Annotated in this window: 21 protein-coding genes; 12 read left to right on the top strand and 9 right to left on the bottom strand. The window is 73.7% G+C overall.

Features of this window, described 5'->3' with window-relative positions:
* Nucleotides 1-195: 195 nt before the first annotated feature.
* Together IE225_RS05410 and IE225_RS05405 are read right to left on the bottom strand one after the other, a co-directional pair.
* Nucleotides 196-1,905 (bottom strand): DUF3152 domain-containing protein, encoded by a 1,710-nt coding sequence (locus IE225_RS05410; RefSeq protein WP_229879266.1) that lies wholly within the window; start codon nucleotides 1,903-1,905, stop codon nucleotides 196-198.
* Nucleotides 1,906-1,913: 8 nt separating this feature from the next.
* Nucleotides 1,914-2,948 (bottom strand): alpha/beta fold hydrolase, encoded by a 1,035-nt coding sequence (locus tag IE225_RS05405; protein ID WP_190056173.1) that lies wholly within the window; start codon nucleotides 2,946-2,948, stop codon nucleotides 1,914-1,916.
* Between the two features lie 221 nt (nucleotides 2,949-3,169).
* Between IE225_RS05405 and IE225_RS05400 the strand changes: the two genes are divergently transcribed.
* The 4 genes from IE225_RS05400 (at nucleotide 3,170) to IE225_RS05385 (ending at nucleotide 5,319) form a co-directional block, all read left to right on the top strand.
* Nucleotides 3,170-3,388 carry an Rv3202a family protein gene (locus tag IE225_RS05400; RefSeq protein WP_190056172.1) on the top strand — a complete coding sequence of 73 codons (219 nt, stop codon included), beginning with the start codon at nucleotides 3,170-3,172 and terminating at the stop codon, nucleotides 3,386-3,388.
* 274 nt (nucleotides 3,389-3,662) lie between these two features.
* A complete protein-coding gene (locus tag IE225_RS05395) occupies nucleotides 3,663-4,346 on the top strand; it encodes a TetR/AcrR family transcriptional regulator (RefSeq protein WP_190056171.1) in 684 nt (227 codons plus the stop codon).
* 151 nt (nucleotides 4,347-4,497) lie between these two features.
* The gene (locus IE225_RS05390; protein ID WP_055572468.1) at nucleotides 4,498-4,725 is read left to right on the top strand and encodes a DUF3107 domain-containing protein; all 228 of its coding nucleotides are present in this window, start codon (nucleotides 4,498-4,500) and stop codon (nucleotides 4,723-4,725) included.
* A gap of 324 nt (nucleotides 4,726-5,049) precedes the next feature.
* Nucleotides 5,050-5,319 carry a hypothetical protein gene (locus IE225_RS05385; protein WP_190056170.1) on the top strand — a complete coding sequence of 90 codons (270 nt, stop codon included), beginning with the start codon at nucleotides 5,050-5,052 and terminating at the stop codon, nucleotides 5,317-5,319.
* 381 nt (nucleotides 5,320-5,700) lie between these two features.
* Here IE225_RS05385 and IE225_RS05380 read toward each other — a convergent pair whose 3' ends face one another.
* A complete protein-coding gene (locus IE225_RS05380) occupies nucleotides 5,701-6,447 on the bottom strand; it encodes a ferritin-like fold-containing protein (protein ID WP_190056169.1) in 747 nt (248 codons plus the stop codon).
* 505 nt (nucleotides 6,448-6,952) lie between these two features.
* On the opposite strand from IE225_RS05380, the gene IE225_RS05375 reads away from it, so the two are divergent.
* Entirely contained in the window at nucleotides 6,953-9,547 is a 2,595-nt protein-coding gene (locus IE225_RS05375; protein WP_190056168.1) for a DEAD/DEAH box helicase, read from the top strand.
* Nucleotides 9,548-9,714: 167 nt separating this feature from the next.
* A complete protein-coding gene (locus IE225_RS05370; RefSeq protein WP_190056167.1) occupies nucleotides 9,715-10,611 on the top strand; it encodes an alpha/beta fold hydrolase in 897 nt (298 codons plus the stop codon).
* 59 nt (nucleotides 10,612-10,670) lie between these two features.
* On the opposite strand, the gene IE225_RS05365 is transcribed toward IE225_RS05370, so the two are convergent.
* Nucleotides 10,671-11,573, bottom strand: a complete 903-nt coding sequence (locus IE225_RS05365; protein WP_190056166.1) for an NYN domain-containing protein — start codon at nucleotides 11,571-11,573, stop codon at nucleotides 10,671-10,673.
* 199 nt (nucleotides 11,574-11,772) lie between these two features.
* Between IE225_RS05365 and IE225_RS05360 the strand changes: the two genes are divergently transcribed.
* Nucleotides 11,773-11,925, top strand: a complete 153-nt coding sequence (locus tag IE225_RS05360; RefSeq protein ID WP_190056165.1) for a DUF8834 family protein — start codon at nucleotides 11,773-11,775, stop codon at nucleotides 11,923-11,925.
* Between the two features lie 122 nt (nucleotides 11,926-12,047).
* Here the strand turns inward: IE225_RS05360 and IE225_RS05355 are convergent, their stop codons facing one another.
* The 3 genes from IE225_RS05355 to IE225_RS05345 form a co-directional block, all read right to left on the bottom strand.
* Nucleotides 12,048-12,653 carry a MarC family protein gene (locus IE225_RS05355; protein WP_190056164.1) on the bottom strand — a complete coding sequence of 202 codons (606 nt, stop codon included), beginning with the start codon at nucleotides 12,651-12,653 and terminating at the stop codon, nucleotides 12,048-12,050.
* 63 nt (nucleotides 12,654-12,716) lie between these two features.
* Nucleotides 12,717-13,574 (bottom strand): PHP domain-containing protein, encoded by an 858-nt coding sequence (locus tag IE225_RS05350; RefSeq protein WP_190056163.1) that lies wholly within the window; start codon nucleotides 13,572-13,574, stop codon nucleotides 12,717-12,719.
* Between the two features lie 187 nt (nucleotides 13,575-13,761).
* Nucleotides 13,762-14,409, bottom strand: coding sequence for a DUF6758 family protein (locus IE225_RS05345; protein WP_190056162.1), 648 nt, complete (start codon nucleotides 14,407-14,409; stop codon nucleotides 13,762-13,764).
* A 125-nt stretch (nucleotides 14,410-14,534) separates the two neighbouring features.
* On the opposite strand from IE225_RS05345, the gene IE225_RS05340 reads away from it, so the two are divergent.
* Nucleotides 14,535-15,737 carry an MFS transporter gene (locus tag IE225_RS05340; RefSeq protein ID WP_190056161.1) on the top strand — a complete coding sequence of 401 codons (1,203 nt, stop codon included), beginning with the start codon at nucleotides 14,535-14,537 and terminating at the stop codon, nucleotides 15,735-15,737.
* Between the two features lie 117 nt (nucleotides 15,738-15,854).
* On the opposite strand, the gene IE225_RS05335 is transcribed toward IE225_RS05340, so the two are convergent.
* Entirely contained in the window at nucleotides 15,855-16,439 is a 585-nt protein-coding gene (locus tag IE225_RS05335) for a suppressor of fused domain protein (RefSeq protein WP_190056160.1), read from the bottom strand.
* A 575-nt stretch (nucleotides 16,440-17,014) separates the two neighbouring features.
* Between IE225_RS05335 and IE225_RS05330 the strand changes: the two genes are divergently transcribed.
* Entirely contained in the window at nucleotides 17,015-18,130 is a 1,116-nt protein-coding gene (locus tag IE225_RS05330) for a magnesium and cobalt transport protein CorA (protein ID WP_190056159.1), read from the top strand.
* Between the two features lie 48 nt (nucleotides 18,131-18,178).
* Nucleotides 18,179-18,694: a hypothetical protein gene (locus IE225_RS05325; RefSeq protein ID WP_190056158.1), complete on the top strand. Its 516-nt coding sequence runs from the start codon at nucleotides 18,179-18,181 to the stop codon at nucleotides 18,692-18,694.
* Nucleotides 18,695-18,857: 163 nt separating this feature from the next.
* Here IE225_RS05325 and IE225_RS05320 read toward each other — a convergent pair whose 3' ends face one another.
* Complete coding sequence (locus IE225_RS05320) at nucleotides 18,858-19,604, bottom strand: hypothetical protein (RefSeq protein ID WP_190056157.1); 747 nt, start codon at nucleotides 19,602-19,604, stop codon at nucleotides 18,858-18,860.
* A gap of 247 nt (nucleotides 19,605-19,851) precedes the next feature.
* Here IE225_RS05320 and IE225_RS05315 point away from each other — a divergent pair, with 247 nt between their 5' ends.
* Both IE225_RS05315 and IE225_RS05310 read left to right on the top strand, forming a co-directional pair.
* On the top strand, nucleotides 19,852-21,177 hold the full coding sequence (locus IE225_RS05315) for a magnesium transporter MgtE N-terminal domain-containing protein (RefSeq protein ID WP_190056156.1): 1,326 nt from the start codon (nucleotides 19,852-19,854) through the stop codon (nucleotides 21,175-21,177).
* Entirely contained in the window at nucleotides 21,167-21,838 is a 672-nt protein-coding gene (locus IE225_RS05310; protein ID WP_190056155.1) for a DUF1003 domain-containing protein, read from the top strand. The genes IE225_RS05315 and IE225_RS05310 overlap by 11 nt, the downstream gene beginning before the upstream one ends.

Below are 21,838 nucleotides of genomic sequence, written 5' to 3'. Positions count from 1 at the left end.
GACGGTTGTCCGTCGCGCCACCAAAAGGGGTGAACGGTCGTAACTTTCCCGCGCGGACCGCGTTTTGCCGCGCTAGGAGATCACCTGCGGGTCACCCGTGGGTCGCCCGTGGGTCGCCCGTGAGTCATCCGTGGATCAGCCGCACCCGCGGACCAGCCGCACCCGCCGAGGCGGGCCGGACACGTGAGCCGTCCGTCAACCCTCGGGATACGGCCACGGGTTGGGCAGGCAGTGGATCCCGTCGTGGTCGAGGAACTTGGTCTGCTGCTGCATCACTGGCGCCAGTTCGCCGTCCTTGTCGCAGGTCACGTGGCCGTAACCGAGGCGGTGGCCGACCTCGTGGTTGATCAGCATCTGCCGGTAGGCGTGGATCTTGTCGCCGTAGGTCTTGGAGCCCTGGGCCCAGCGGTACGCGTTGATCATCACGCGTTCGGTGGCGGCCGAGTCGCAGGAGACGTTGTCCTCGGTCGTGTCCAGGCCGGACTTGGCGCACCACTGGGCGGTCGTGCCGGGGCTGGCCAGGGTGATCACGAAGTCGGGGTCGCCGGAGGAGATCCGCTCGAAGGTGCGCGCACCGTGGTGCGCCCAACTGCGGTCGTCGTTCAGCGTCTTCTGCACGGCCTGCGCGAACAGCGCGCCGTCCAGGCCGAGTCCCTGCTCGACGTCCACCCGGTAGGTGTACTTGCGTCCCCTGCCGGGTGCCTTGTCGAACCCGGGCACCGTCTCCAGCTTCCCCGATCCCTTGAACGTGGGACTCATCGGGTAGGTGCGGTCCATCTTCTGCTCGTACGTCAGCGCCACCGCGCCGGGCGCCGCGGACGCGCCCCCGGCGGCGGTCCCCGCGGACGCCGCGTCCCGTCCCTCCCCGACGCGTCCGGCGGTGGACCGCCCCTGCACGCCGGTGCCGTGCTCGCCGTCGGCGACCTGCCCGGCGACGACGACCGCGAGCACGGTGGTGACGGCGGCGGCCGCGATGCCCGTGAACGTGCGCCCCTTGCCGCCCCTGGGCCGCGCGGGCGCCGCGTCGGTGTCCTCGCCGGCGCCGGCATCGGGTGTGCCGCCGCGAACGGCGCCGGCGCGAGCGGCGTCGTACGCGGGCGCGGAGAGGCGCGCGTCGGTGTGGCGCGCCGGGCGCCCGGGCGGAGGGGCGAAGACGTCGTCCTCGTCCAGGGCGTCGTCGAAGGCGTCCAGGTACTCCTGCCGGGGTCCGCCGGGCGGCGCCTGCCGCTGCCGCGGGATGGGCAGTGCGGGGCCGGCCGGCGGGCCCTGCGGGACGGGACCGTCCCCGGCACCCGCCGGAGCCGCGGGCCCACGCCCGCCGTCGGCCCTCATCGGAGCCACAGACCCACGCCCGCCCCCGTACCTCGCCTCGCCCCAGGCTCCCCCGGCCTCCCGCTGCTCGGGATGCCCGCCGCGCGCCTGCGAAACGCCGTGCGCGGGGGTGCCGTCGGCGAACCGCGGGACGCCGCGCGCCGGAGTGCCGTCCGGCAGCCGCGGAGCGCCGTGCGCGGCAGGCCCGTACGGCGCTCCCCCCAGGCGCCACGCCCCGGGATGGCCCTCCGGCCGCTGCTGTCCGGGCTGGCCGTGCTGTACGGGCTGCCCGTGCTGTCCGGGCGCCGCGCCCAGGCCCGGCGACGGTGTGCCCCACCGGCCCGCCCCGCCGAAACCCCCGGCGCCCGTCTCGGGTCCACCCTCGGCGCCCGGCCCTCGGCCCGGAGTCCGCCGGAAACCACCGCCGTCCCGAAGATCCCGGGTGTCTCGGGCGTCCCCCATGCCCCGAGCGTCCCGGACGTCCCGCGTGTCCTGCGCAGCGCGTCCTGCGCGTCCTTCGTGTCCGGTGTCCACTGTGCTGGTGTCCGCGGCGTCGGCCTTCGGGGCCGGTCCGCCGCGCCTGTGGCGTCCCACCTCGCCCCTCAGCCCCCCGCGCCCACGACGGAGGGCTCGCCCCCGGCGTACGCGTCCCGTGCCGGGGCGGCCGGCCGCGCCGTCTCCCGCACCGCCGTCTCCGCGAGCAGTTCGCGGAAGGCCGCGGCCACCGTCTCCGGGTACTCCATCATCGCCACGTGCCCGGCGTCCGGCAGGGACAGCAGGCGGGAGTCGCGGAAGGCGCGGGCGGCCTTCTGGGCCATGCGGTGGGAGACGAGCCGGTCGCGGCGGCCGTAGATGAGCAGGGCGGGGGCCAGGACGCGTTCCGCCTGGCGCCACAGGCCGTGCTGGCCGCCCAGCGTGTAGGCGTTGACGATGCCGCGCGCGGAGCGCGTCATCGCGTCCCAGTGGTACGGCAGCCGCAGCCGCCGTTCCATCTCGGCGACGGCGTCGCGGAACCCGTCGGGCGTCACCCGCCCGGGGTCGCCGTAGCACAGGGCCATGACGCCGCGGACCCGCTGCTCCGGCGTCCAGTCCTTCGTGAGCCGGTTGAACAGCGCCGCCACGCCCGGCACGGCGAGCAGTGCCGTCGGCACCGCGCCGCGCTGCACCCGCAGTTCGGGCAGCGCGGGCGAGACGAGGGTCAGCGTGCGCACCAGATCGGGCCGGACGGCCGCCACGCGCGTGACGACCGCGCCGCCCATGGAGTTGCCGAACAGGTGCACGGGCCCGCGCCCGGTGGTGTCCAGGTAGCGGATCACCGCGCGGGCGTGCGCGGTGATGGAGTAGTCGCCGTCGTCGGGCGGCGGGGAGTCCCCGAAGCCGGGCAGGTCGAGGGCCTCGCTGTGGACGGCGTCGTCGAGTTCGGCCATCAGCGCCGACCAGTTCTGCGAGGAGCCGCCGAGCCCGTGGACGTACAGGGCGGGCGGCAGCCCTTCGCGCGCGGGCGGCCGGGAACGCACCGCCAGGGTGATCCCCGCGAGCCCCACCGACCTGAGCCGCTCCCCCTCCGCGACCCGGACGGGCGCCACCTTCGGGAGCACGTTGGCGGGTGGCACGGAGGGCGGCTCGGTGGAAGACATGCGGCAATGTTACGAGACGATCACGTGCGGGTTCACGTGTTCGGCATCACAGATCGGGGGTAGATCGGCAACCTCCGGAAACCCTCCGGTCACGGAATGGCATAGCGTCCCCTTCGGGTGTCCCCCAGGTTCGTCTAGGTTCGTCTAGGCTCGTGCAGAGGGCACCCGTAGGAGCCCCTGTGCTTGTGCTTCAGGGACGTTCGCAGGAAGGGAGCCCAGCAATGGCCGTCGACCCCACCGACCCCGAGACGTTCGAGGAGGAGCGCGAGGCCGCGGAGTTCGGCGTCGAGGCCCCCGAGGTGGACGCCGCCGAGCAGCGCGCGGACATCGCGCCGGACCGCGACGACCCGTTGGCCTACGTGGATCCCGACCGGGCGAGCGAGGCCGACCTCATCGAGCAGGCACGCGTCGTCTCGCTCGACGAGGACGACTACCGGTGAGCGACCGCTGCCGGTGAGCGATCGCGACGCGGCCGGCCCCCGAAGCCGGCGGGGCGGGAACTGGGCAGACTGGGCAGAGGGGAACGGAAGAGGAACAGAACGGGAGCAAAGAGGAGCGTCCTTTGCCCCACCTGATCCCTCCTGAAGCCGTCTGCCTGGCTTTCCCCACTGTCCGGTACATGAAATTCTGCGCTCGCACCGCGCACGGCAGGATTACCGAAAAGTACGATGGCGGCGCGGCGCACACCGCAAGTGGACGATTTTGGGAGGCGGCGTGACAGCCATCGAGCAGACAGAGGCGGCACGCCCGCGTGGTACGCGCCTGCCGCGCCGTGCCCGACGGAACCAGCTGCTGGGCGCCGCCCAGGAAGTCTTCGTGGCACAGGGCTACCACGCGGCCGCCATGGACGACATCGCCGAGCGCGCCGGCGTCAGCAAGCCGGTGCTCTACCAGCACTTCCCGGGCAAGCTCGACCTCTACCTGGCCCTGCTGGACCAGCACTGCGAGTCGCTGATCCAGGCCGTGCGCAACGCGCTGGCGTCGACCACCGACAACAAGCAGCGCGTGCGGGCGACCATGGACGCGTACTTCGCGTACGTCGAGGACGACGGCGGCGCCTTCCGGCTGGTCTTCGAGTCGGACCTGACCAACGAGCCCGCCGTGCGCGAGCGCGTCGACCGGGTGACGAACGAGTGCGCGGAGGCGATCTGCGAGGTCATCGCCGAGGACACGGGCCTGTCTCGGGCGGAGTCGATGCTGCTCGCCTCGGGTCTGGGCGGCCTCGCCCAGGTGGTGGCCCGCGCGTGGCTCAACAGCGACCGCAGCGTCCCGCGCGACCAGGCGGTGCAGCTGCTGACGTCGCTGGCGTGGCGGGGCATCGCGGGCTTCCCGCTGCACGGCTCCGACCAGAACCACGAGACGCCGCGCAGGAGCGCGGAGGGCGGCTCCCAGGGCTGACGGCCGCACGCGCGCGGGCGGGGTTTGTTCCCGCCCGCTGTTCGCTCGTGGCGTTCCCCGTCGCGGCGTGGGTGTCCCCTCGCCGGGCTAATGTGTGCAGCGTACGGCGCGGAAGGTCGCGCACTTCACCGACCGTCGGAGGGACATAGCCGTGGAGGTCAAGATCGGCGTGCAGCACGCGCCCCGCGAGATCGTTCTGGAGAGCGGTCAGAGCGCCGAGGAGGTCGAGCGGGCGGTGGCCGAGGCACTGGCGGGCAAGTCGCAGCTGCTCAGCCTCGTCGACGAGCACGGCCGCAAGGTGCTGGTCCCGGCCGACCGTCTCGCGTACGTCGAGATCGGTGAGCCGGCCCCGCGCAAGGTGGGCTTCGGCGCGCTGTAGGCACGGCCGGTACAAGGGGTCCGGCGCGGGTGCGCCGGACCCCTTCCCGTGTCTCCTCCTGTGCCGCCCGTGCCGCCCGTGCCGCCCGTGCCGCCCTTTCCGTACACTCCCGTGCCGCCCTTCCCGCGCCGCTTTCCGCGCCACGGCGGCACTCGTACCGCCTCCCGCTCCCCCTCCCACCCCCGGCTTCCGCGGCGGCTCCCGCCGAGCGGGTGGCGTTCCACAGACGGAGCACAACTCCCTCACAGGCAGGATTGCCCTTCGCAGGTCAGGGGTAGGACGGGCTACGACCGCACCCCGAGGCCGGCCTGGGAGGGACCCGTCATGATCGTGGAAGCACTCGGCTCCGCCGGACTCGGTCTGCTGCTCGCCTGGACCGCCCTGCACCGCCTGTCCCACCGGCTGCCCGCCCGCGCCCTGGTGCTGTCCACGGGCGTCGCGGGCGCCCTCTTCGGCGACTTCGTCGCCCGCACCGCGCTGGGTCCCGGCCACGTCCTGCTGAGCCTCCTGGGCGCCCTGGTCGTCTCCGTCGCTTCCCTGTCGCTCCTCCTGCGCCCGACGGGCCGCCTGCGCCGACGATCCGTGACGGCGTGACGGGACGACGGGGGGGGCGGGGGCGGGGGGGACGGGCCGGGGGACACGGTCCCGCCGCTCGCCTCGCACACCGCGCGATCGCACACCGCACATCGCACACCGCGTTCCGCCAACGCGCCCCGCGCATCCCCGCACGTGCCACCGCCGCCACCGCCGCGTCCACACCGGGCACCGGCCGCCGGGCGCCTGACGCCGGAACGCGTCCCGCCCCTCCCCCCTCGCCGGGATGCCCTGCCCGCCCTCGAACGTCACCGGCGCCGGACACCCGGCCACGGTGCAAGGAACCCCACGGCGAAGGGCGCTCCGGCGGCGGAGGTCATCCCAGCCCTCCATGGCGCGCCCCATGGCGCTCGGCAGGCCCCGCGGCCGGCATGGGGCGGCTCAGGCCGCCAGCCCCAGCGCCGCCATCCGCTTGGTGTGGGCCTCGGTGATGCGGGAGAACATCTTGCCGACCTCGGCGAGGTCGAAGCCGTCCGCGACGCCGCCGACGAGCATCGTCGACAGCGCGTCCCGCTCGGCCACCACCCGCTGGGACTGCGACAGCGCCTCGCCCATCAGGCGCCGCGCCCACAGCGCGAGCCGCCCGCCCACGCGCGGGTCCGCGTCGATCGCGGCGCGCACCTTCTCCACCGCGAAGCCGGCGTGCCCGGTGTCGTCGAGGACGGCGAGGACCAGCGCGCGGGTGTCGGAGTCGAGGCGGGTGGCGACCTCGCGGTAGAAGTCGCTGGCGATGGAGTCGCCGACGTAGGCCTTCACGAGCCCCTCCAGCCAGTCGGAGGGCGCCGTCTGCTTGTGGAAGCCGTCGAGCGCGGCGACGAACGGGTCCATCGCCCGGGTCGGTTCCTCGCCGATCTCCGAGAGCCGGTCGCGCAGCCGCTCGAAGTGGTGGAACTCGGCCGACGCCATCTTGGCCAGCTCCGCCTTGTCCTCCAGGGTGGGCGCCATCTTGGCGTCCTCCGCGAGCCGCTCGAACGCGGCCAGCTCGCCGTAGGCGAGGGCACCGAGCAGGTCGACGACCGCGGCGCGGTACTGGGGGTCCGCGGAGGCCGTCGCCCAGTCCTGCGCGGCGATCCCGGTGGCGGTCCCGGCGGTGTCGGCGGCGTTCTCAGGCTTGTCAGAGCTCGTCATGAAGCGGACGATAGCGCGCCCGCGGCGGGGAGGAAGCCCCTGGTCAGTCAGGGCGGCGACGCCCGCGTGTCGCTGTGACGACGGCTACATGACCAAATCGGCCATCGCGTGTGCGCGAATCCGGGGTATGGTGGTATTGAGCCTGCCGAGTACTCGACGGGCCGCTTGCATGAGGATGCCCGGTCGGTGGCCCGATCGGCTCCGACCCGACAGCCCTCCCCGCCCGTACGGCACCACGCGTACGGCGCCCGGAGGGGGAACCCTCAGCGGTACGAGCGCTAGAGCGTCGGCTGTGGTCCCGTGCCACACGGTCAGCCCGCGTGGATGCGTGGGCGGCCGGCGTCCCCGGCACGGTCAGGCGACACGACCCCCGCGCTCGCCTCGTATCGCGCACACAGAGTGAGGCAGCACCCTGACTACGACGTTTCGAGAGCTTGGGATCCTTCCTGAGACGGCCGAGGCCCTGGAGGCCGTCGGCATCACCACGCCCTTCCCCATCCAGGAGATGACCCTCCCCGTGGCCCTGTCGGGCGCGGACGTCATCGGCCAGGCCAAGACCGGCACCGGCAAGACCCTGGGCTTCGGGCTTCCGCTCCTGGAGCGCGTCACCGTCCCCGCCGACGTGGAGGCCGGACGCGCCCGCCCCGAGGATCTCACCGACGCCCCGCAGGCCCTCGTCGTCGTCCCCACGCGCGAGCTGTGCGTCCAGGTCACCAACGACCTGCTGACCGCCGGCAAGGTGCGCAACGTGCGGGTCGCGGCGATCTACGGCGGCCGGGCCTACGAGCCGCAGGTCGAGGCCCTGAAGAAGGGCGTCGACGTGGTCGTCGGCACCCCGGGCCGGCTCCTGGACCTCGCCGGGCAGCGGAAGCTGGACCTGAAGCACGTCCGGTGCCTGGTCCTGGACGAGGCCGACGAGATGCTCGACCTGGGCTTCCTGCCCGACGTCGAGAAGATCATCGACATGCTGCCGGCGAAGCGGCAGACCATGCTGTTCTCGGCCACCATGCCGGGCGCGGTCATCGCGCTGGCCCGGCGCTACATGTCGCAGCCCACGCACATCCGGGCCACCGCGCCGGACGACGAGGGCGCGACCGTGGCCAACATCAAGCAGTTCGTCTACCGCGCGCACTCCCTCGACAAGCCGGAGATGATCGCCCGCATCCTGCAGGCCGAGGGCCGCGGGCTGGCGATGATCTTCTGCCGTACGAAGCGGACCTGCGCCGACATCGCCGAGCAGTTGCAGCGCCGCGGCTTCGCGGCCGGCGCGGTCCACGGCGACCTCGGCCAGGGCGCCCGCGAGCAGGCGCTGCGCGCCTTCCGCAACGGCAAGATCGACGTGCTGGTCTGCACCGACGTGGCCGCGCGCGGCATCGACGTCGAGGGCGTCACCCACGTCATCAACTACCAGTCGCCCGAGGACGAGAAGACGTACCTGCACCGCGTCGGCCGCACCGGCCGTGCGGGCGCCTCGGGTACGGCGATCACCTTCGTCGACTGGGACGACATCCCGCGCTGGCAGCTCATCAACAAGGCGCTGGGGCTGGACTTCCACGACCCGGTGGAGACGTACTCGACCTCCCCGCACCTCTTCGCCGACCTCGGCATCCCCGAGGGCACCAAGGGCGTCCTGCCACGTTCCGAGCGCACCCGCGCCGGGCTGGCGGCCGAGGAGCTGGAGGACCTGGGCGAGCCCGGCGGGCGCGGTCCGCGCGGACGCCGGGGCCGCGGCGGGGCCGCCGAGGGCGACCGGGACCGCGAGCGCGCGGGCCGTACGCCGCGCCGCCGCCGGCGCACGCGGCGCGGGGCGCCGCTGGAGCCCGCGCGGGACGGGGCGCCGACGGCCGAGTCCGCGCCGAGCGAACCCGCGAGCGCCGAGACGGGCCCCGAGGAGACCCCGGCCGGTCACCGCACGCTGCGCCGCCGGCGCCGCACCCGGCGCGGCGCGCCGACGGAACCGCTGACGGCCGCCGAGACGGCCCGGCAGCCCGCGGAGCCCGCCACGGAGACGGAGCCCGCGAAGGCCGCGCAGCCGTCCGACGCCGCCCAGGCCGCCGTGGCGACGGCGGAGGGGCCGGCCGTGGAGGCCGCGCCCGAGGCCGCCGAGACCACGCCGCGCCGCCGCCGCACCCGCAAGACCGCGGCTGCCCCGGAAGCCGCCGAGGCCGCCACCGCCGCCGCGGAGGCCGTCGAGGCGACCGAGGCCGCGCCGGACGCCGAGCCGCGCCGGACGCGCACGCGCAGGAAGGCCGCCGCCGAGACCGCGGTGCGGACCGCCGAAGGCACCACGGCACCCGAGACGCCCGAAACCGGGACGACCGGGGCGGCCGAAGCCGGGGCGGCCGGGGTGTCCGAGGCCAAGCCCCGCCGCCGCACCCGCAAGACCGCCACCGCCACCGCCATCCCGGCCCAGGCGTCGCAGGAGCCGGAGGGTGCCGAGGCCGAGGAGGCCGAGCCGCGCCGGACCCGCAAGAAGGCCGTGGCCGCCGAACCGCCGGCCGAGCAGCCGCAGGCCGCGGAAGCCGCCGTCGACACGGCCGAGACCGCCGAGGCCAAGCCGCGCCGCCGGACCCGCAAGAAGACCGCCGAGTCCCCCGCCGACGCGGCCGAGACCGCCGTCGACACCGCTGAGGCCGCCGAGGCCAAGCCGCGCCGCCGGACCACCCGCAAGGCGACCGCCGCCGCGTCGGAGACGATCGCCGCCGCGTCGGAGACGATCGCCGCCGCGCCGGAGACGATCGCCGCCGCGCCGGAGGGAGCCGAGGCCGCCGAGGCCAAGCCGGTGCGCCGGACCCGCAAGAAGGCCGTCGCCGAGCAGCCCCCGGCCGAGGACGCGGCGGAGACCAAGCCCGCCCGCCGGGCCCGCAAGAAGGCGGCCGAGGCCCCCGCCGACACGGCGGAAGGTGCCGTCGGCGGCATTCCGGCGCAGGCCGCCCAGGCCCCGGAGGCGGCACCGCGACGGCGTACGCGCAAGACAGTCGCCGACGACGCCGACAACGCCGACAACGCCGACAACGCCGACAACGCGGACACGGCGGAGGCCAAGCCCGTTCGCCGGACCCGCAAGAAGACCGCCGCCGCCGAGTCCGCCGACGCCTGACCGGCCACCGGCCACCGATCACCGGCCGACCGCCGAAGGGCCCGTTCCCACCCCGGGGACGGGCTCTTCGCCTTCTCGCCCCGCCCCCTTCCTCTCCTCTCCCCTCCCCTCTTCCCCTCTCCCCCAGCCGTCCGACGTCCGCCGCCCGCGCCCGCTACCCTCGCCCCATGAGCAGGCCCCCGACCTTCGTCCCGCCCCCCGGTGCCCGGGCGTACCGGCTGCGTACCTCGCGCGGGGAGTTCGCCGTGGTGGACGCGGCGCCCGCCGCGGGCGTGGAGCCGCGGGGAACCGCGCTGCTCCTGCCGGGGTTCACCGGGAGCAAGGAGGACTTCAACCCGCTGCACGAGCCGCTGGCGGCGCGCGGGTACCGGACGGTCGCCGTGGACGGCCGGGGACAGTTCGAGTCCGACGGACCGGTGGACGACGAGTCGGCGTACGCGCAGGAGGAGCTGGCGCGGGACGTGCTGGCGCAGGCCGAGGCGCTCGGCACGCGCGTGCACCTGCTCGGGCACTCCCTGGGCGGTCAGATCGCCCGCGCGGCCGTCCTCCTCGACGCCTCCCCCTTCCTCTCCCTCACCCTGATGGCCTCCGGCCCGGCGCAGATCTCCGAGCCCCAGCAGCAGCGCGTGAAGCTGCTGCACGACGCGCTCACCGTCATGACGATGGCCCGGGTGTGGCAGGCGATGCAGCTCCTGGAGCCGCCCGAGGAGACCGACACCGGCGCCGGGTCCGGGCCCGGTCTCGTCGGCCGCGAGGACCTGCGGCGCCGCTGGCTGGGCACCAAGCCCGCGCAACTCCTCGCCACCGGAAACCAGTTGTGCACGGAGCCGGACCGGGTGGACGAGCTCGCCGCCGTCGCGCCGCCCTGCCACGTGCTGTCGGGCGAGCGCGACGACACCTGGCCGGTGCCGCTGCTGGACGAGATGGCCCTACGGCTGGGGGCGCGCCGGACGGTGATCCCGGGCGCCGAGCACTCCCCCAACACCGACCAGCCGCAGGCCACCGCCCGCGCGCTCGCCGACTTCTGGGACGAGGTGGGCTCCCGCCAGTACGGGTACGGGTGACGAACCAGTACAGGCACGGGTGACGGACCAGCACGGGTACGGGTGACGGAGTCAGTGCGTCAGTACTGCGTCTGCAGGTGGTCCCAGAACCCGTCCCGCAGCGAGCGCCGCAGGTCGGCCTGGCCGCGCAGGGAGTACTGCAGCAGCCCCTCGGCCTCCACCAGCAGGTCCTGGTCGACCGAGCCGGGCAGGTAGGGGTGGCCGGGCAGCAGCTCGAGGAGGGCGTCGCGGCCGCGCGCGGCGAGCCACCTGGCGGCGATCTGCGCGCCGACGAAGCGGACGTCCTCGCGGGTCGGCCGGGCGGTGCCGCCGCTGTCGTACACGGCGGTGCGCCGCGACACGTACGGCTTGAAGAAGTCCAGGTCGAGCGTGCGCTGGCTGTCGACCTCCCAGAGCAGCGGCTCCGCCTGGTTGCGGCCCTCGGGGGCCTCGATGCCCCACAGGTGGACGCGGGCGCCGTAGCCCTGCGCGGCCTCGACCGCCGACACCAGGTCCTCGTCGCCGCCGAGGAGGGCGGCGTCGCTGATGGCACGGTGCCGGGCGAGGGACTCCAGGTCGGTGCGGATGAGGGAGTCGACGCCCTTCTGCTGGTTGTTGGCGTTGAGGTTGCCCAGGCGCACCTTGACGTCGGGCAGTTCGGCGATGGCCTCCTGCTCGGCGGTGTGGATGCGGCGGCGGGCCCCGTCGTACCAGTAGACGCGCAGCAGGCGGCTGTCGGCGAAGACGGTGCGGGCCTTGTCGATGAGGGCCTCGATGAGTCCCTCGGCGTCCAGGTCGAAGGCGCGGCGGTCCTCGGTGCCGGCCACCAGGCGTCCCGCGGCCGCGTACACGTACCCGGCGTCGACGAAGATCGCGTGGGTGGAGGGCGTCTTCGCCACCTCGGCGAGCATGCGCTCCAGCAGCTCGTTGGTGCGGTCGATGCGGGCGGCCAGGGCCGCGAGGTCGTCGTTCATCGCCTCCATTGTCCCGTGACGGAAACGGGGCGCCCGCCCGGTTCACCGCTTACCAGTCGGTAATTAGACGTTCGAAAAATTTCTTTAGCGTAGGGAATGTTCGTAACAGAGAGCGCGTTGACTACGGACGGAACAGGGGGCACCGCCGCCCCATGAGCCATCCACGAGCAGTTCTCCTCAGGAGGATGACCAGACGAAGGGAGAAGCGATGCGCTTCGAGATCATGCGCCTCGACGAGATCGACGGTACCCCCGTGGACAGCACCGTTGTGGACGCCGCCTCCGTCAACCGGATCGTGCAGCAGGCTGCCGCCGTCGGCCAGCGGCTGTGGATCCGCCCGGCCGACGTTCCGGCCTCGTAACCGCACCCCGGTCTTCTTCTCCGTCAGCGGATCGCATCGCTTCGGACCAGACGACGGGAGCCCCGCACGGCACGGTGCCGTGCGGGGCTTCGCGCGTTCCCGGTTCTCGGCCGGCCCGGCCCTCAGCCGGCCCGGACCACCTGCAGCACCCCGTTGATGATCTGCTGCACGGCGATCGCGGAGAGCATCATGCCCGCGAGCCGGGTCACCAGGACCACGCCGCCGTCCTTGATGATCCGGATGATCAGCAGCGAGTAGCGCATGACCAGCCACAGCACGACGTGGATGGCGAGGATCGCGGACCACACCGACACCTGCGCGGCGGCGCCGTCGGCCTTCTGCACGGCCAGGATGACCGACACGATGGCGCCGGGACCGGCCAGCAGCGGCATGCCGAGCGGGACGAGGGCGACGTTGACGTCCTTGGTCTGCTTCGGCTCGTCGGACTTGCCGGTGAGCAGGTCGAGCGCGATCAGCAGGAGCAGCAGCCCGCCGGCGATCATCAGAGCGGGGACGGAGACGTGCAGGTAGTCCAGGATCCGGTGGCCGAGCACCCCGAACACGGCGATCACGCCGCCGGCCACGCAGACGGCCTGCAGCGCCATCCTGCGCTGCACCTTCACCGGGCGGCCGGCGGTGAGCGCGAGGAAGATCGGGGTGATCCCGGGGGGATCCATGATGACGAACAGGGTGAGGAAGAGGGAGCCGAAGACGGCAGCGTCGAACATCGGGGAAGGGCCTTGCGGGGGAACGGGGAAAGCGGGGAAAGGGGGCGCGGGCGGGACGGGACGTCAGGCGCCGCCGGTGCCCGGCACCGGGAACGCCCCCGTCGCCCGCCGGACGATCTCCCCGTACACCTCGGGATCGGTCGTGGACGCGCCGAGCGCGACCGTCTTGCGGCTGCCGTGGTAGTCGCTGGAGCCGGTCACGAGCAGTCCGAGCTCTCCGGCCAGGCCGCGCAGCCGTGCGCGCGTGCCGGCGTCGTGGTCCATGTGGTCGACCTCGATGCCGTCGAGCCCGGCCGCCGCCAGCTCCGCGATCACCGACTCCGGCACGGTCCGGCCGCGCTTGCCGGCGCCGGGATGGGCGAACACGGCGACTCCGCCGGCGCCCTTGATCAGCCTCAGGGCCTCGAAGGGGTCGGTCTCGTGCTTGGCGACGTGGGCGCGGCCGCCGTCGGCCAGCCACTCCTCGGTGAAGGCGTCGCTCACGGTGGGGACGACGCCGAGCTCCACGAGGGCAGAGGCGATGTGGGGCCGGCCGACCGAACCGTCCCCGGCGATCCGCTGCACCTGCTCCCAGGTGACGGGCACGCCCAGCTCGTTCAGCTTGGCGATCATGCGCTGGGCGCGCGGCACGCGGTCGTCCCGGACCAGCTCGCGCTCGGCGAGCAGCGCGGGCTCCTCGGGGTCGAAGAGGTAGGCCAGCATGTGCATGCTGATGCCGTCGACACGGCAGGACAGCTCGGCGCCGGGGACGAGGGTGAGCCCCTCCGGGAGTGCGGCGACGGCCTCGGCGTGGCCGCGGGTGGTGTCGTGGTCGGTCAGCGCGACCACGTCCAGGCCGGCCGCGGCGGCGTTGCGCACCAGCTCGGCCGGGGTGTCCGTGCCGTCGGAGGCGGTGGAGTGGGTGTGCAGGTCTATGCGCACGACGCGGACTCCGGGCGGTGACGGTACGGGAAGGACACTCAAGGATAACCGGGGTGAGGGACCGCACCGTCACACCCGCCCCCGCACGGCGCCCCCTACACCTCCGCTCGCGCACACCCCCGCCCGCGCCGGCGACACCCCCGCACCTCCGTACACGTCCGCACCGGCCCCGCGCTCGCGCCCGCGCTCACCCCGACGGTTCGATCAGCCGCGGTGACAGCGCCCCGCACGGCACCAGTTCGACCTCCGCGCCCGCGTCCCGCAGGTCCGCCAGCACCAGTTCGTCGTACAGGAGGATGCCGGACTTCTCGGGCCAGACCACCGCCCACAGCCACAGCCCGAGGGCCTCGCCGGCGAAGACCGCGCGGTCCTCGGGGGTGCCGGACAGCAGCCAGAGCGGGGTGGGGCGGCCGGCGGCGAGGACCTTGGTCTGCGGCGGCTTCTCGATGTCCAGACAGGGGCCGGGATCGGGGCCCTCGATGCCCGCGTAGCGCGCGCCGAGGCCGACGCCGAGCTCCTCGGCGACGAGGATCAGCTCGCCCATGCCGCCGAGCGGACCGGGGCCGGAGCACGCGACGGCGGTGGCGCGACCGCCGCTGCGGTCGTCACCGGCGTTGGCCACGCCGGTGAACAGCCAGCCGACGGGCAGGGGCCAGGGCATCCACACCGGCACCTGCGCGCGGTGCACCACGACACTGAGGGCCTCGACGCTGGGCGGGATCACGGGCTGCAGCGGATGCACCGTGCCGTGCACATCGCACTGCCAGGAGTCGCTGAAGAGTCCGGGAGCCCTGACCCGGCCACCACACTTCGGGCAACTGGGTTCGCCCCTCATAGGGCCCCACGGTCCTACCGCCGCCCGCCCGCGTCAAGGACGATCACCCGTACGGATGGAATCAGTCACCCACGGAAACTCGATGCGCATTGCATTAGTTAGCCCAGCTAACATAATATGTGTATATGGCAACCATTCTTCGGCAACCGAAGGCGGTCTGGGCCACCGCCGGGGCCTGCGTCGTCGCCTTCATGGGCATCGGCCTCGTCGACCCGATCCTGCCCTCCATCGCCACGGGCCTGGACGCCACCCCGAGCCAGGTCTCGCTGCTGTTCACCTCCTACTTCCTGATCACCGCCGTGGCGATGCTGGTCACCGGCTTCGTCTCCAGCCGCATCGGCGGCCGCAGGACGCTGCTGTGCGGCCTGGCGCTGGTCGTGGTCTTCGCCGGGCTCGCCGGCACCTCCGACTCGGTCGGCGAGCTCGTCGGCTTCCGGGCCGGCTGGGGCCTGGGCAACGCGCTGTTCGTCTCCACCGCCCTCGCCGTCATCGTCGGCGCGGCGGCCGGGGGCAGCGCGGCGGCGATCCTGCTGTACGAATCCGCCCTCGGCCTCGGCATGGCGTGCGGCCCGCTGCTGGGCGCGGTGCTCGGCGACCTCAGCTGGCGCTACCCCTTCTTCGGCACGGCCACGCTGATGGCGGTCGGCTTCCTGTGCATCACCGCGTTCCTGAGGGAGCAGCCGAGGCCCGCGCGCCGGACCTCGCTGCTCGACCCGATCCGGGCGCTCGGCCACGGCGGACTCGCCTCGGCCGCGGCCTCGGCGTTCTTCTACAACTACACGTTCTTCACCGTGCTGGCCTTCACGCCGTTCGTGCTGAACATGACCCCCTACCGCTCCGGCGCCGTCTTCTTCGCCTGGGGCGTGCTGCTGGCCCTGTTCTCCGTGGTCATCGCGCCGCGCCTGCAGGAGCGGTTCGGCTCGCTGCCGGTGCTGGGCGGCTCGCTGGTGCTGCTCGCCGCCGACGTCCTCGTCCTCGGCTACGGCGACCACACCACGGCCGTGGTCTGCACGATCGTCTCCGGCGCGCTGATCGGCGTGAACAACACCGTCTACACCGAGCTGGCCCTCGGCGTCTCCGACGCTCCGCGACCGGTGGCGAGCGCGGGCTACAACTTCGTGCGCTGGTTCGCGGCGGCGGCCGCGCCCTACTGCGCGCCGAAGATCGAGGAGTGGACCGACCTCCACGTCCCGTTCGTGGTGGCGGCGGTCACCGCGCTGGTGGGCGCGCTCATCGTCGTCGTACGGCGCCGGGCACTCACGCGGGAGGCGGCCGAGCCGGAGACGCGGCACGCGGTCGAGGACAGCGTCTCGGTCTTCGCCGGGTGATCCGGCCGGCCCGGGAGGCCCGGGTGACCCGGACGACCCGCGCGCGGCGTGAGTTTGCTCACCGAGGCGCCGGGCGGGCCGGTCCGATGGGCCGGCCCAGTGGGTCAGTCCAGTGGGTCAGTCCAGCGGAACGGACCGGCGGGCGGGGTCCCGCAGGTCCGTTCCGTGCGTGAGCCAGCGCTCCCGCAGGGCCTGGGCGCCGTGCACCCGCTTCCAGGCGGCCTCGTTGGGGGTCATCGGCAGCAGCGGCAGGAAGCGCACCGGCTCCAGCGGCGCGTCGAGCTCCAGGTCCGCCACCAGGCCCCCGGGCTCGGCGACCAGCACGGAGGTGAAGGGCGCCCCGGGCCACAGCGGCCCGCCCACGTCCAGGGCGGCGCCGGGGACCACGACCACGCCCTCGACCTGCGGGGAGGCGGCGAGCACGGCGAGCGGGCGCAGCACCTTGTCGGTGTCGGCGACACCCGCGCGCACCGAGAGGACCAGCTCGGCGCGCGGTCCCCGGACCGGGTCGGCGACCATCGCCGCGGGATCGGTCATGGGGTGCGCGGACATGCCGAGCGTGGCGTAGCGCACGACGTCCCCCTCACGGAAGCGCAGCACCTCGATGCGGTCGGCGCCGAGGAAGGTGACCGCGGCGCGCGCGTCGGGCTCGCCCAGCGCGGTACGCAACCGGGCCTCGACCAGAGGGAGAACATCTGCCATGCGGCGAGCATAGATCTCGTCAGCACCGGGCAAAGCGGCGCCTTGACATGTCCGGCGGCTGCTACTCTGAGCCGGTGGTTGGGGACGGCATGCAGAAGCACGCCTTCGAGTCCCCGGGACCCGAGACGTGAATCTCCCCCGCGGGGGAACCCGCACCAGAGGAACCGGTGGCGGGGTTGGGAACGTCCCTCACGAGGGACCGGCCGGAGGAGGTGGGGCTGTTATGGATCGAAGTCGACCGTGCAGTACCACCCGCTCTTCCGGCCGCTGACGTAGCTGCTCCGGCTGTACCGGCTCCGTCCGGTTCTCCTCACTCCAGCTGGCTGCCACCTCTCGCACACGTGCCGACGCCCGTGAAAGTCGGTGCCACGGAAGAGCACTTCGTTTCGCCTGCCTGATCTGCCTGATCTGCCTGATCCGAGTCAGCAGCGAAGCACGCCACCGCGACGGTGCGGTGCTCCCCGATTTGCGGACGTGCCAAACATCTTGCACGAGATGACGTGAGATACGTCCCCATTCCGGGCAGTTCCAGCCGTCGCAGGGGCCTTTCGTTGCCCGTTGCGAAGGAGCCTGCCATGTCGATGATCCGTGACCTGCGCGCCGTGGTCCGCCCGTCCCGTCCCGCGCCGCACAAGGACTCCGGGACGTACGACACCACGCGCGACCACGCCGCCTCCTCCGCCGTCGTGGACTGCGGCGTCTACCGCGACGGGGTGCGCGTCGCGGCCGACCGGCCGCTCGGCCCGCACGAGGCGATGCGCCTGGTGCGCCGCGACGGCGGGTTCGTGTGGATCGGCCTGCACGAGCCGACCGAGGCCGAATTCGCCGGCATCGCCCGCGAGTTCGGGCTGCACCCGCTGGCCGTGGAGGACGCCGTGCAGGCGCACCAGCGGCCCAAGCTGGAGCGCTACGACGACAGCCTGTTCACGGTCTTCAAGACCGTCCACTACGTCGACCACGAGGAACTCACCGCCACCAGCGAGGTGGTGGAGACCGGCGAGGTGATGTGCTTCACCGGCCGGGACTTCGTCATCACCGTGCGGCACGGCGGGCAGGGCTCGCTGCGCGGGCTGCGGCACCGGCTGCAGGACGACCCGGAGCTGCTGGCCAAGGGCCCCTCGGCGGTGCTGCACGCGATCGCCGACCACGTCGTCGACGGCTACCTCGCGGTCGCCGACGCGCTGCAGATCGACATCGACGACGTGGAGACCGAGGTGTTCTCGCCGGGCCGCAAGGGCAGCCCGCGCGGCACCGACGCCGGCCGCGTCTACCAGCTCAAGCGGGAGATCCTGGAGTTCAAGCGGGCGGTGCTGCCGCTGGTGCGGCCGATGCAGCTGCTCAGCGAGCGGCCGATGCGGCTGATCGACCCGGACATCCAGAAGTACTTCCGGGACGTCGCCGACCACCTGGCCCGGGTGCAGGAGCAGGTCGTCGGCTTCGACGAGCTGCTGAACTCCATCCTCCAGGCCAACCTCGCCCAGGCGTCCGTCGCGCAGAACGAGGACATGCGGAAGATCACCTCGTGGGCGGCGATCATCGCCGTGCCGACGATGGTGTGCGGGGTGTACGGCATGAACTTCGAATACATGCCGGAGCTGCACTGGAGATACGGCTACCCGGTGATCATGAGCATCACGGTCGCCATCTGCCTGGGCATCCACCGCACCCTCAAGCGCAACGGCTGGCTGTGAGCGGGCCGCGCCGGACGCGTCGCTAGGCTTCGTCGCTAGGCTTCTGCCATGACCAGCGAACTGCTCGAGAGGGCCCTCGTCGAGGAGGCCACCAAGAAGTCCGGCCTCATCTGGGTCAAGGGCCCCGCCGGCGGTCCGGCCCGCCCGCTGTGGCACGTGTGGCACGAGGGCGCGGCCTGCGTGGTCGGCGACGGGCCGGGCGAGCAGCCACTGCCGGGGCTGACCGACGGAGCCGCGGCCGAGGTCACCGTGCGCAGCAAGGACAAGGGCGGCCGGCTGGTCACCTGGCCGGCGCGCGTGGTGGCGCTGGCGCCGGACTCCCCCGAGTGGGAGGCGGCGGCCGCGGAGCTGAAGGGCAAGCGGCTCAACGCCCCCGACGGCGAGGCGGTGACGCGGCGCTGGGCCCGCGAGTGCCGGATCGTGCGCCTGGAGCCGGCCGGCGCGCTCCTGCCGCTGCCCGACCACTCGCTGGCCCAGGCGCCGGCGCCGACGCCCGCGACGACGCGGGAGCCGATCCCGGCGGGGCTGCCCCGGCTGCTGCTGAAGCGACGCCGTCGCGGGTAGCGGGCGCGGGGGCGGGCGGCGGGCCCGGGCGCCGGGCGGCGAACGGGCAGGCCCGGGCGCCGCGGGCGGTGGACGGCGGATCCGGGCGCCAGGCGGCGAACGGGCAGATCTGGACGCCGCGGGCGGCGGACGGCGGATCCGGGCGCCGCGGGCGGCGGGCGCGCTACGACGTCGGCAGCTGCCTGCCGTAGTCGACCGTCTCCGAGGGTGCCGGCTGCTTCAGGGCGAAGTCCTCGCCCCACCCGGAGAAGCGGAGGGTGCCCGCGCCGCCCGCCCGCACCAGGCGCAGCGGGTACGGCCTGCCCTCCAGGGAGACGTCGAGCGTGCCGCCCGAGCCGTGGTCGCCGGTGATGCGGATGGTGCGCACCCCGGACTCCTCGTGGTGACCGTCCGTGGCGAGCCTGCCGTGCAGGGTCAGCAACCCGTCGAGGAGGACGTCCTTGTCCGTGAAACCGCTGAAGCGCCGGTACTGCGGGTCCTGCCGCGGCACCTTGACGTACTTGCCGCCCAGCTTGTCCGCCGTGGCCGTGCCGCCGCCGGAGCCGTCGCCGTCGGCGTGGCTCCAGAAACCGGCGTCGGCCTTCAGGTACAGCTCCGTGCCGATCCGCAGCAGCCCGAACGTCGTCCCCTTGGAGGTGACCGTCCCGGTGCCGCCGCCGGACTTCAGGCGCACGTCCAGTGCGTACGTGCGGCCGTTGCTGACCACGTTGCCCGACAGGTGCACCGCGCTCGCGGCGCGGGCGGCGGCCCGGGTGCGCTGCTGGATCTTGGCGGCGGGCAGCTTGCCGACGCCGTTGGTCCCCGCGTCCGGGTCCTCCCCGCCGCAGCCCCCGGCCCCGGTCACGACCAGTGCGCACAGCGCGCCCACCAGCGCGGCCCGGCGGATACGGCCCAGCGAGATCACGGTCACGGACGGAACTGCCTTTCTCACACACGGGGCGGGGGACCTGATCGGCGTACGGCAGCGTACCGGTGCCGCGGGCCCCCGGGCGGAGCCGGCCGCTCCGGCCTCCCCGCCGAGACGCCCGAGATCGAGACGGGCTAGCCTGAAGCCGACCCCAGCGGGCATTTGGGATAAGCGGCAACAAGAACGTCAATGTCAGTCGTCGTACCGCGGCGAGCGGTACGGCAAGCCGTACGCAAAGGAGGCGCATCCCATGGCAGCGGGCGCCCCCCGGATCTTCGTCTCGCACCTTGCCGGGGTCGCCGTGTTCGACCCGAACGGCGACCAGGTCGGCCGCGTGCGCGACCTCGTCGTCATGCTGCGCGTCGGGCGCAAACCGCCCCGGCTGCTCGGGCTGGTCGTCGAACTGGCCACCCGGCGCCGCATCTTCCTGCCCATGACCCGGATCACCGGCGTCCAGTCCGGGCAGGTCATCACCACCGGCGTGCTCAACGTCCGGCGCTTCGAGCAGCGGCCCACCGAGCGGCTCGTCTTCGGCGAGCTGCTGGACCGGCGGGTGACGCTGGTGGAGACCGGCGAGGAGGTCACCGTCCTGGACGTGTCCGTGCACCAGCTTCCGGCCCGCCGCGACTGGGAGATCGACAAGGTGTTCGTCCGCAAGGGCGGCCGCGGCGCCTTCCGCCGCCGCAGGGGCGAGACGCTCACCGTCGAGTGGTCCGCCGTCACCGGGTTCTCCCTGGAGGAGCACGGCCAGGGCGCCGAGAGCCTGCTCGCCACCTTCGAGCAGCTGCGCCCCGTCGACCTCGCCAACGTCCTGCACCACCTCTCCGCCAAGCGGCGCATCGAGGTCGCCGCCGCCCTCGACGACGACCGTCTCGCCGACGTGCTGGAGCAGCTTCCCGAGGACGACCAGATCGAGATCCTCGGCAAGCTGAAGGAGGAGCGCGCCGCCGACGTCCTGGAGGCCATGGACCCCGACGACGCGGCCGACCTGCTCGGCGAGCTGCCGGAGGAGGACAAGGAGCGGCTGCTGGCGCTCATGCAGCCCGCCGACGCGGCCGACATGCGGCGCCTGATGTCGTACGAGGAGCACACCGCCGGCGGTCTGATGACCACCGAGCCGATCGTGCTGCGCCCCGACGCCACCGTCGCCGACGCGCTGGCCCGCGTGCGCAACCCCGACCTGTCGCCCGCGCTCGCCGCCCAGGTCTACGTCTGCCGCCCGCCCGACGAGACGCCGACCGGCAAGTACCTGGGCACCGTGCACTTCCAGCGCCTGCTGCGCGAGCCCCCGTACGCCCTGGTCAGCTCCATCGTCGACACCGACCTGCAGCCGCTGGGCCCGGAGGCGGCGCTGCCGGTGGTGGCGCAGTTCTTCGCGGCGTACGACATGGTGGCCGGGCCCGTGGTCGACGAGGCGGGCTCGCTGCTCGGCGCGGTGACCGTGGACGACGTGCTCGACCACATGCTGCCCGCCGACTGGCGGGAGACGGAGCTGCAACTGGAGGCGAACGGGGAGACGGCGGACGCCGGGGACGCCGAGGGCGCCGGGAAGGGGGTGGCTCCCCATGGCGCCTGAGCGGGAGACTCCGGTGCGCGGGCGCGCGGCGACGGCGCACCGGGAGCGCGCCTTCGCGGCGTCCCGGGAGCGCACCCCGGCCGGGGCCACCGCCGCCGGCCGGCCGCGCGCGGCCCGCCTGGACCAGCCGCGCCCGCCGCGGCGCCGGCTGCTGCCCGAGTGGGACCCGGAGGCCTTTGGGCGGCTGTCGGAGCGCATCGCGCGCTTCCTGGGCACCGGGCGGTTCATCGTCTGGATGACGGTCGTCGTCATCACCTGGATCGGCTGGAACACGCTCGCGCCCCGGCCCCTGCGGTTCGACGAGTACCCGTTCATCTTCCTGACCCTGGCGCTGTCCCTGCAGGCCTCCTACGCCGCCCCGCTGATCCTGCTCGCGCAGAACCGGCAGGACGACCGCGACCGGGTCAACCTGGAGCAGGACCGCAAGCAGAACGAACGGCAGATCGCCGACACCGAGTACCTCACCCGCGAGATCGCCGCCCTGCGCATGGGCCTGGGCGAGGTCGCCACCCGGGACTGGATCCGCTCCGAACTGCAGGACCTGGTCAAGGAGTTGGAGGAGCGGCGGCTCGACGGGCACAAGCCGGGCGACGAGGGGCACGGCGTGTTCCCGGCGGTCTCCGCGGACCGTCCGCGCGTACGTGACGTACCCGACCGCTGA

The sequence above is a fragment of the Streptomyces echinoruber genome (assembly GCF_014651135.1).
Taxonomy (GTDB): domain Bacteria; phylum Actinomycetota; class Actinomycetes; order Streptomycetales; family Streptomycetaceae; genus Streptomyces; species Streptomyces echinoruber.
The sequence above is the reverse complement of the archived record's forward strand: the minus strand, read 5'-3'. Positions and strand labels throughout refer to the sequence as shown.